This is a genomic window from Amycolatopsis alkalitolerans, from assembly GCF_006152065.1.
GTDB classification, from domain to species: Bacteria; Actinomycetota; Actinomycetes; order Mycobacteriales; family Pseudonocardiaceae; genus Amycolatopsis_E; species Amycolatopsis_E alkalitolerans.
Genome location: NZ_VDFW01000021.1, coordinates 116,417 through 124,373, shown reverse-complemented (window position 1 = coordinate 124,373; position 7,957 = coordinate 116,417). Strand labels below are relative to the sequence as shown.

General features: G+C 68.8%; 10 protein-coding genes. 9 read left to right on the top strand and 1 reads right to left on the bottom strand.

What is annotated here, in order from left to right; all coding sequences use genetic code 11:
• The 9 genes from FG385_RS34995 to FG385_RS22790 form a co-directional block, all read left to right on the top strand.
• Positions 1 to 91: acyl-CoA/acyl-ACP dehydrogenase (locus FG385_RS34995; protein ID WP_139098805.1), on the top strand; the 91-nt coding region annotated here is incomplete at its 5' end.
• Positions 92 to 192: 101 nt separating this feature from the next.
• The gene (locus tag FG385_RS22825; RefSeq protein ID WP_139098804.1) at positions 193 to 729 is read left to right on the top strand and encodes a general stress protein; all 537 of its coding nucleotides are present in this window, start codon (positions 193 to 195) and stop codon (positions 727 to 729) included.
• Positions 730 to 850: 121 nt separating this feature from the next.
• Positions 851 to 2,161, top strand: coding sequence for an ABC transporter substrate-binding protein (locus FG385_RS22820; protein ID WP_139098803.1), 1,311 nt, complete (start codon positions 851 to 853; stop codon positions 2,159 to 2,161).
• The gene (locus FG385_RS22815; RefSeq protein ID WP_139098802.1) at positions 2,158 to 3,108 is read left to right on the top strand and encodes a carbohydrate ABC transporter permease; all 951 of its coding nucleotides are present in this window, start codon (positions 2,158 to 2,160) and stop codon (positions 3,106 to 3,108) included. The genes FG385_RS22820 and FG385_RS22815 overlap by 4 nt, the downstream gene beginning before the upstream one ends.
• A 2-nt stretch (positions 3,109 to 3,110) precedes the next feature.
• The gene (locus FG385_RS22810) at positions 3,111 to 3,950 is read left to right on the top strand and encodes a carbohydrate ABC transporter permease (protein WP_139098822.1); all 840 of its coding nucleotides are present in this window, start codon (positions 3,111 to 3,113) and stop codon (positions 3,948 to 3,950) included.
• A 2-nt stretch (positions 3,951 to 3,952) separates the two neighbouring features.
• Positions 3,953 to 5,137 carry an ABC transporter ATP-binding protein gene (locus tag FG385_RS22805; protein ID WP_139098801.1) on the top strand — a complete coding sequence of 395 codons (1,185 nt, stop codon included), beginning with the start codon at positions 3,953 to 3,955 and terminating at the stop codon, positions 5,135 to 5,137.
• 27 nt (positions 5,138 to 5,164) lie between these two features.
• On the top strand, positions 5,165 to 5,461 hold the full coding sequence (locus FG385_RS22800; protein WP_139098800.1) for a toxin-antitoxin system HicB family antitoxin: 297 nt from the start codon (positions 5,165 to 5,167) through the stop codon (positions 5,459 to 5,461).
• The gene (locus FG385_RS22795) at positions 5,458 to 5,895 is read left to right on the top strand and encodes a type II toxin-antitoxin system VapC family toxin (protein WP_139098799.1); all 438 of its coding nucleotides are present in this window, start codon (positions 5,458 to 5,460) and stop codon (positions 5,893 to 5,895) included. The genes FG385_RS22800 and FG385_RS22795 overlap by 4 nt, the downstream gene beginning before the upstream one ends.
• A gap of 61 nt (positions 5,896 to 5,956) precedes the next feature.
• Positions 5,957 to 6,832 carry a hypothetical protein gene (locus FG385_RS22790; protein ID WP_139098798.1) on the top strand — a complete coding sequence of 292 codons (876 nt, stop codon included), beginning with the start codon at positions 5,957 to 5,959 and terminating at the stop codon, positions 6,830 to 6,832.
• On the opposite strand, the gene FG385_RS22785 is transcribed toward FG385_RS22790, so the two are convergent.
• The gene (locus FG385_RS22785) at positions 6,781 to 7,956 is read right to left on the bottom strand and encodes an RNA polymerase sigma factor (protein ID WP_139098797.1); all 1,176 of its coding nucleotides are present in this window, start codon (positions 7,954 to 7,956) and stop codon (positions 6,781 to 6,783) included. The two genes, FG385_RS22790 and FG385_RS22785, sit on opposite strands and share 52 nt — an antisense overlap.
• Position 7,957: the final 1 nt, after the last annotated feature.

Sequence of the window (7,957 nt, the reverse complement as noted above, 5' to 3'; positions counted from 1 at the left end):
CCCGTTCCTGCTCATCGGCGAAGGCACCAGCGAGATCCAGAAGACCATCATCAGCCGCGGTCTCCTCCGCGAGTACCGCGCGCGGAGCTGAGTGCGGGACAACGGGGCGGTCACGGCGCACCGGATGCCGGGTTCGCGTGGTTTCCTGGGTGTTGGCAGGATGGAACCCCGCTCGAACTCTCAGTACAGGTGATGACCGTGACCGGCCCGTTTTCCTCGTCAGGACGTCCCGCGCAAGGGCTGCCCCGGATGCCGACGCCGCCCAGCGGCTGGCCCATCGGCTCGTACTCGACCTACGCCGAGGCGCAACGCGCGGTCGAGCATCTCGCGGACAGCGATTTCGCGGTCGAGGACGTGACCATCGTCGGCGTCGACCTGATGCTCGTGGAGCGCGTGATCGGTCGCCTGTCGTGGGGTCGCGTGCTCGGTACGGGTGCCGTCTCCGGCGCGTGGTTCGGTCTGTTCGTCGGCATCCTGCTCAGCCTGTTCAGCGGCGGCGGTTCCGGCATCAACTATCCGCCGATCCTCGTCGGCCTGGTGTCCGGCATGCTCTTCGGCGTCGTGTTCGCGGGTATCAGCTACGCCTCCACGCGCGGCAGGCGCGACTTCTCCTCCGCGAGCCAGCTCGTCGCCGGCCGGTACGACGTGCTGTGCCAGCCGCGCAACGCCGAACAAGGCCGCGATCTGCTCGCGAAGCTGGCCATGCGTCCGTCCGGGTCAACCGGCTGAATCGTTACCGAACCGGCTTGCGGCCGATCACGGTCCGGCATAAGTTGATTGCCTTCCGATCCACAGGCACGTCGTTGTGCGGGGTCCCCCACCGGCGTGCGCCGTCGGTTAAGGAGGCCGGATGGGTAAGGGGAGGACCCGGTCACGGCGCCGGGTCACAGCTGCGCTCGCGGCCGGTGTGGTCACCGCGAGCCTGCTGACCGCGTGCGGTTCCGGTGGCGGCAACACCGTCACCATCTACATGTATCCCGAGGATCATTTCCAGACGACCGTCGACAAATGCAACCAGCAGGCCGGCGGTCGTTACCACATCGTTTACAACAAGCTGCCGCGCACGGCAGACGGGCAGCGTGAGCAACTCGTGCGCAGGCTCGCCGCGGGCGACTCCAGCCTTGACATTCTCGGCCTCGACGTCACATGGGTGCCCGAGTTCGCCGAGGCGGGCTGGATCGACGAGTGGACCGGCCAGAACAAGGCCGAGGCGCAGCAGGGTGTGCTGCCCGGCCCGCTCGAAACCGCCGTCTGGAACGGGAAGCTGTACGCCGCGCCGAAACACACCAATGTGCAGCTGCTGTGGTATGACGACCGCATCACCCCGAACCCGCCGACGACCTGGGACGACATGATCGCCCAGGCGGAGGCGCTCAAGGCGCAGGGCAAACCGCACAACATCCTGTTCACCGGAGCCCAGTACGAGGGTCTGGTAGTGGTCTACAACACCCTCGTCGAGTCCGCGGGCGGCCACATCCTGTCGAACGACGGGAAATCCGTGGTCATGGACGCCGGTGCGATCAAGGGCCTCGAACTGCTCAAGAAGGTCACCACCGCCGGGATCACCGACCCGTCGCTGACGAACCAGAAGGAGGACGAGGTCCGGCAGGCTTTCCAGCGTGGCAACGGCGCGTTCGAGCTGAACTGGCCGTTCGTCTACGCCTCCTACGCCGAAGACGACGCGGCGAACCTTTCGCATTTCAAATGGGCCACCTATCCGCAGGTCGTCCCCGGCACCCCGGCCCGCACCACGATCGGCGGGATCGACCTCGCGGTCAGCTCATACTCCAAGCACAAGGCCGAGGCGTTCCAGGCGACGCTGTGCCTGCGCAGCCAGGAAAGCCAGAAGTTCGCCGCCCTCAACGACGGCGTGCCGCCCGTCGACGAGGCGCTCTACACCGACAACACGCCGCTCGACCCGAGCAAACCGGTGAACGCCGACAACAACCCGAGCATGCAGACCGCGTACCCGATGCGGGACGCGATCCTGGCCGCGCTCAAGACCGCCGCGGTCCGGCCGCTCACCCCGGCGTACCAGAGCCTTTCGACGGTGATGTCGAAGGTGCTCTCCCCACCGTCGCAGATCGATCCACAAAGGACTGCGGATGAGTTGCGCAAGCAGCTCTCCGACGCGCTCCAGTCGAAAGGGGTGATCCCGTGAGCTCCGCCGTCAGTGAAACCCCGGTGGTGGCACAGAGAGCGGGCCGGAAGGGCAAGCCGGTACTGAGCGAGGGCAAGAAGGCGGAGCGGCGGCTCGGGCTGCTGCTGTGCGCGCCGGCGGCCATCGTGATGCTGCTCGTCACCGCCTACCCGATCGGCTACTCGATCTGGCTCTCCCTGCAGCGTTACGACCTGAGGTTCCCCGCGGACCGGGAGTTCATCGGCTTCGCCAACTACGCGGCCGTACTGTCCAATTCGTACTGGTGGACCGCGTTCGCCACGACGCTGGTGATCACCGTCGTGTCCGTGGTCATCGAGCTGGTGCTGGGCATGCTGCTCGCGCTGATCATGCACCGCACGATCGTCGGCCGTGGCCTGGTGCGCACGGTCTCGCTCATCCCGTACGGGATCGTCACCGTGGTGGCGGCGTTCTCGTGGTACTACGCGTGGACGCCCGACACCGGCTATCTCGCGAACCTGATCGCACCCGGCGCGGCACCGCTGACGCAGTACCTGCCCTCGCTCGCGATCATCGTGCTCGCCGAGGTGTGGAAGACGACGCCGTTCATGGCACTGCTGCTGATGGCCGGGCTCGCGCTCGTGCCGGACGACCTGCTCAAGGCCGCGGCGATGGACGGGGCGAACGCGTGGCAGCGGTTCATCAAGGTGATGGTGCCGGTGATGAAACCGGCGATCCTGGTGGCGCTGCTGTTCCGCACGCTCGACGCGTTCCGGATCTTCGACAACATCTTCGTGCTCACCACCGGTGCCAACGACACGGCGTCGGTGTCCATGCAGACCTACAACAACCTCATCAAAGGTCTGAACCTCGGCATCGGCTCGACGATGGCGGTGCTGATCTTCATAACCGTCGCGATCATCGCGTTCATCTTCATCAAGCTGTTCGGCACCGCGGCGCCGGGCTCGGACTCGGGAGGTAAGCGCTGATGGTGATGCAGGGCGCGGTCACCACCGGCCGCAAGACACGCTGGACACTGGTCGACATCGTGGTCGTGGTGTACGCACTGGTGCCGGTGCTGTGGATCCTTTCCCTGTCGTTCAAGACGAAGGACACGATCGACGACGGCAAGTTCGTCCCGCGCGCGTGGACCTTCCAGAACTACGCGGACATCTTCCAGACCAGCGACTTCGTCCGCGCGCTGATCAACTCGATCGGCATCGCGCTGATCGCGACGCTGATCGCGGTCGTGTTCGGCACGATGGCGGCGTACGCGATCGCCAGGCTCGACTTCCCCGGGAAGCGGGCCCTGATCGGCATCTCGTTGCTGATCGCGATGTTCCCGCAGGTCTCGCTGGTGACCCCGCTGTTCAACATCGAGCGGACGCTGGGGCTGTTCGACACCTGGCTCGGCCTGATCATCCCGTACATCACCTTCGCGCTGCCGCTGGCGATCTACACGCTCTCGGCGTTCTTCCGGGAAATCCCGTGGGAGCTGGAGAAGGCGGCGAAGATGGACGGGGCGACGCCGGCACAGGCGTTCCGCCGGGTCATCGCGCCGCTGGCCGCGCCCGGCGTGTTCACCACGGCGATCCTGGTGTTCATCTTCTGCTGGAACGACTTCCTGTTCGCCATCTCGCTGACCTCGACGAACGCGTCACGCACCGTGCCGGCGGCGCTGTCGTTCTTCACCGGTGCCTCGCAGTTCGAGGACCCGACGGGCACGATCGCGGCGGCCGCCGTCGTGATCACCGTGCCGATCATCCTGTTCGTGTTGTTCTTCCAGCGCCGTATCGTCGCGGGGCTGACCTCCGGTGCCGTGAAGGGGTAGACATGGCTGAAATCGTTCTGGACAAGGTGAGCAAGCGCTACCCGGACGGTGCGCTGGCGGTGTCCGATGTGGACCTCACCGTCGCGGACGGGGAGTTCATCATCCTGGTCGGCCCGTCCGGCTGCGGGAAGTCGACGACACTGAACATGGTGGCGGGCCTGGAGGACATCTCCACGGGTGAGCTGCGCATCGACGGGCGGCGGATGAACGAGAAGGCGCCGAAGGACCGGGACATCGCGATGGTGTTCCAGTCCTACGCGCTGTACCCGCATATGAGCGTCCGCGAGAACATGGCCTTCCCGCTGCGACTGGCCAAAGTGGACGACACGACGGTGCGGGCGAAGGTCGAGGAGGCGGCCCGCATCCTGGACCTGACCCAGCATCTGGACCGCAAGCCGGCGAACCTCTCCGGCGGGCAGCGGCAGCGGGTCGCGATGGGGCGGGCGATCGTGCGCAGCCCCAAGGCGTTCCTGATGGACGAGCCACTGTCCAACCTGGATGCCAAACTGCGTGGCCAGATGCGCACATCGGTGTCGAAGCTGCAGAGGCAGCTTGGCACGACCACGCTGTACGTGACCCACGACCAGACCGAGGCCATGACGCTGGGTGACCGGGTCGTGGTGCTGCGCGCCGGGTACGTCCAGCAGATCGGCAGCCCGCAGTTCCTCTACGACCATCCGGCGAACCTGTTCGTGGCCGGGTTCATCGGCTCGCCGTCGATGAACTTCCTGCCGGCGACGCTGGAGGAAGGCCGGCTCAAGAGCCCGCTCGGCTCGTTCGCGCTGCCGGACAAGGTGCGCCGCCTGGCCGAGGCCGCGAACGCGCCGCGCGAGGTGATCGCGGGTGTGCGGCCGGAGCACTTCGAGGACGCGACGCTGGTCGACGAGGAGGTCCGGAGCAAGGGCGTCACCTTCAGCGCGCACGTCGACGTGCTGGAGTCGATGGGCTCGGAAAAGTACGCCTACTTCACGATCGAGGGTGAGCTGGCGAGCACGACCGAGCTGGAGGAACTGGCCGCGGACACCGGCTCCGACGACGTGCCCGGCGGGGGAGCGCAGATCGTCGCGCGGCTGTCGGCCGAGTCGTCGATCGTCGAAGGTGGCCAGGCCGAGGTGTGGTTCGACACCACGAAGCTCCAGCTGTTCGACCCGTCGTCGGGGGCGAACCTCACCTACGAAGAGACCTGATGCCTTCATGCCTGCTAGCATGACGTCATGAGTCAGGTCACGTGGCGTGCCGGGGAGGAGCTGGTGCGGCGTGTCCAGCTCGCCGCCAAACAGCAGGGGAAAAGCATGAACGAATACCTGACCCAAGTCCTCGACGCCGCCACCAACCCGGACCTGGCCGGGGACGAAGCGGCCCGCGTGCGGGAGCGCCTGCAGCGCGCGGGCCTGCTCTGGGAGAGCAAGGCCCCGCGGGCCCGTCCGGATCCCGCGGAGGTGGCCGCCGCCCGCGCGGCCGCCGGCCGGGGCACGCCGGTCTCGTCCCTGGTCGGTGACGAGCGAGAGTGAGCACGTTCGCGGATTCGTCCGCCCTCGTCAAGATCTACGCCGACGAGCCGGGGCATGAGCACATCCGCGAGCTGCCCGCGCTGGTGATCTCCCAGATCGCCCGCGTCGAGGTGCCCGCCGCGCTGTGGCGGAAGTACCGGCTGGGGGAGTTGACGCCGAAGCAGGTGAGCCTGCTCGAAGCCGAGTTCGAGGCCGACTTCTACGGCACGTTCGAAGAGCCGAGCAGGTTCGCCGTAATCCCGCTGACGGATCTCGTGCTGGAGGCCGCTGCGCGGCTCACGCGGGTGCACGGCCTGCGCGGCTACGACGCCACCCAGCTTGCCTGCGCGCAGCTCGCCGCATCGGCCGACCGCGACTGCCGCACGTTCGCCGCGATGGACAAGGCGTTGCGCGCGGCGGCGGTGGGGGAAGGGTTCAGCCTGCTACCGGCCTGAAGCCGTTCTCAGCGGGGCTCGGGCATGCTGACACCATGCACGCCGCGTGGGGAGAACGGGCATGATCGCGTTGGCGGTCGCCTGTGCCCTGTGCGCGGCGATCGCCAGTGGCGTGGGTGCCCGCCTGCAGCACGGCGGCGTCCGCGCGGAAACCGGCCAGGACGAGCTTCGCCTGCGCACGCTCGCGCGGCTCGGCCGCAACCGGGGCTGGCTCGCCGGCCTCGCGGTGCTGTCGGCCGGGACGGCTCTGCAGATCATCGCGCTGACCTTCGCACCGGTGATCGTCGTAGCGCCGCTCGTGGTGCTCGCGCTGCCGGTGGTCGTGCTGCTGGGTCCGTCCACTCTGGACCGGAGGAGCCTGCTGGCGGTCGGAGCGGTGTCCGCGGCCGTCGGCGTGTTCGTCGCGTTGTCGAGCGGCGCCGTGGCGAACCCGCGCCTGCCGCCCTCGGACGTCCTGCAGGCGACGCAGATCGTCGCGGTGACCGTGGCGGTGCTGGGCACTGCCGCCGCGTTCAGCCGTGGTCTGGTTCGCTGCGTCGCGCTGTCCGCCGGGGCTGGGGCGGCGTACGCGCTGTCGTCCGTGCTGATCCGCGATGTCGCGTTCACGGTCCGGACGCTGGGGTTCGCCGAGCTGCCGTGGCTCGCGCTCGCCGGCGCGCTGGTGGCGTTCCCGCTCGCGGCCTGGTTCGTCCAGCTCGCCTACGCCAGCGGGCCGCCCGACGTCGTGGTGGGATGCGGTACGACGGTGAACCCCCTGGTCGCGACCGTCCTCGGGATGACGGTCCTGGACGAGGCATCCGCGACCAGCCTGGTGACGGCGGTCGCGCTGGTTGCCTGCGGTGCCGCCGCGGTGAGCGGAATCGCCGTGCTCACGGTGCACCGGCGTCAGCTCGTCAGCTCGCCCAGCCGCCGCGCCAGGTACTCCCGCTCGACCTGATTCCCGGCCAGGCCGAGCGCTTCCTCGTACGCGGCGGCGGCTTCCGTCGCGCGGCCCGCGCGGCGCAGCAGGTCGGCGCGTGCGGCCGGCAGCAGGTGCGAGTCGAGCCGGATGTGGTCGAGCAGCCGCAGGCCCGCCTCGGGGCCCGACGCCATCGCGACCGCGATCGCCCGGTTCAGTTCGACCATCGGCGAAGGGGCCAGCTTCCCGTACAGCCGCACGATCTGCGGCCAGTCGGTTTCCTCCGGGGTCCGCGCGTCGGCGTGCACGGCGGCGATCGCCGCCTGGACCGCATACGGTCCCGCGCTGCCGATCACGAGGCGCCGCCCCTCGTCGAGCTGAGCACGGTCCCACCGCTCGCGGTCCTGCTCCTCCAGCGGGACGAGCCGGCCGGCCTGATCCACCCGGGCGGCCCGCCGGGCGTCGGTGAGCAGCAGCAACGCGAGCAACCCGGCGACCGCCGGCTCGGGGAGCAGTTCGTGCAGCACGCGCGCCAGCCGGATCGCTTCGTCGCACAACGAAGCCTTGATCAGCTCCGGCCCGGAGGTCGCGGCGTAGCCCTCGGTGAACAGCAGGTAGATCACCGCGAGCACGGCGGGCAGCCGGTGCGCCAGCTCCTCGTGCTCCGGCGCCCGGAACGGGATCCCGGCTTCGCGGATCTTCCGCTTCGCCCGCACTATCCGTTGCTGCACGGTCGATTCGCCGACCAGGAACAGTCTCGCGACCTCCACCGTGGACAGTCCGCCGAGGCAGCGCAGGATCAGCGCGACCTGCGCCTGCCGCCCGAGCGAGGGGTGGCAGCAGGTAAAGAACAGGCGCAGCCGGTCGTCGAGGACGGGCCCCGCGGCCGGTGGCACCGCCGGTTCCTCCGCGAGGTCCGCGAGTCGTGCGCCAAGTCTGCGCGCGCTGCGGATCCGGTCGATCGCACGGTTGCGGGCGGTGGTCAGCAGCCACGCGGCGGGATGCTCGGGCACCCCGCCTTCACACCATTTCGCGGCGGCGATCGCGTAGGCGTCGGCGAGCGCCTCCTCGGCGAGGTCGAAATCGCCGAGGAGGCTGATCAGCCGCGCCAGCACGCGGCCGTGCTCCGCGCGGAACACGGCCGCGAGCGGGTCGGTGCTCATC

Coding starts and splice junctions, on each gene's coding strand:
- FG385_RS22805 (WP_139098801.1), top strand. CDS start 3,953: ATGGCTGAAATCGTTCTGGACAAGGTGAGCAAGCGCTACCCGGACGGT.
- FG385_RS22790 (WP_139098798.1), top strand. CDS start 5,957: ATGATCGCGTTGGCGGTCGCCTGTGCCCTGTGCGCGGCGATCGCCAGT.
- FG385_RS22820 (WP_139098803.1), top strand. CDS start 851: ATGGGTAAGGGGAGGACCCGGTCACGGCGCCGGGTCACAGCTGCGCTC.
- FG385_RS22785 (WP_139098797.1), bottom strand. CDS start 7,956: ATGAGCACCGACCCGCTCGCGGCCGTGTTCCGCGCGGAGCACGGCCGC.
- FG385_RS22800 (WP_139098800.1), top strand. CDS start 5,165: ATGAGTCAGGTCACGTGGCGTGCCGGGGAGGAGCTGGTGCGGCGTGTC.
- FG385_RS22825 (WP_139098804.1), top strand. CDS start 193: ATGACCGTGACCGGCCCGTTTTCCTCGTCAGGACGTCCCGCGCAAGGG.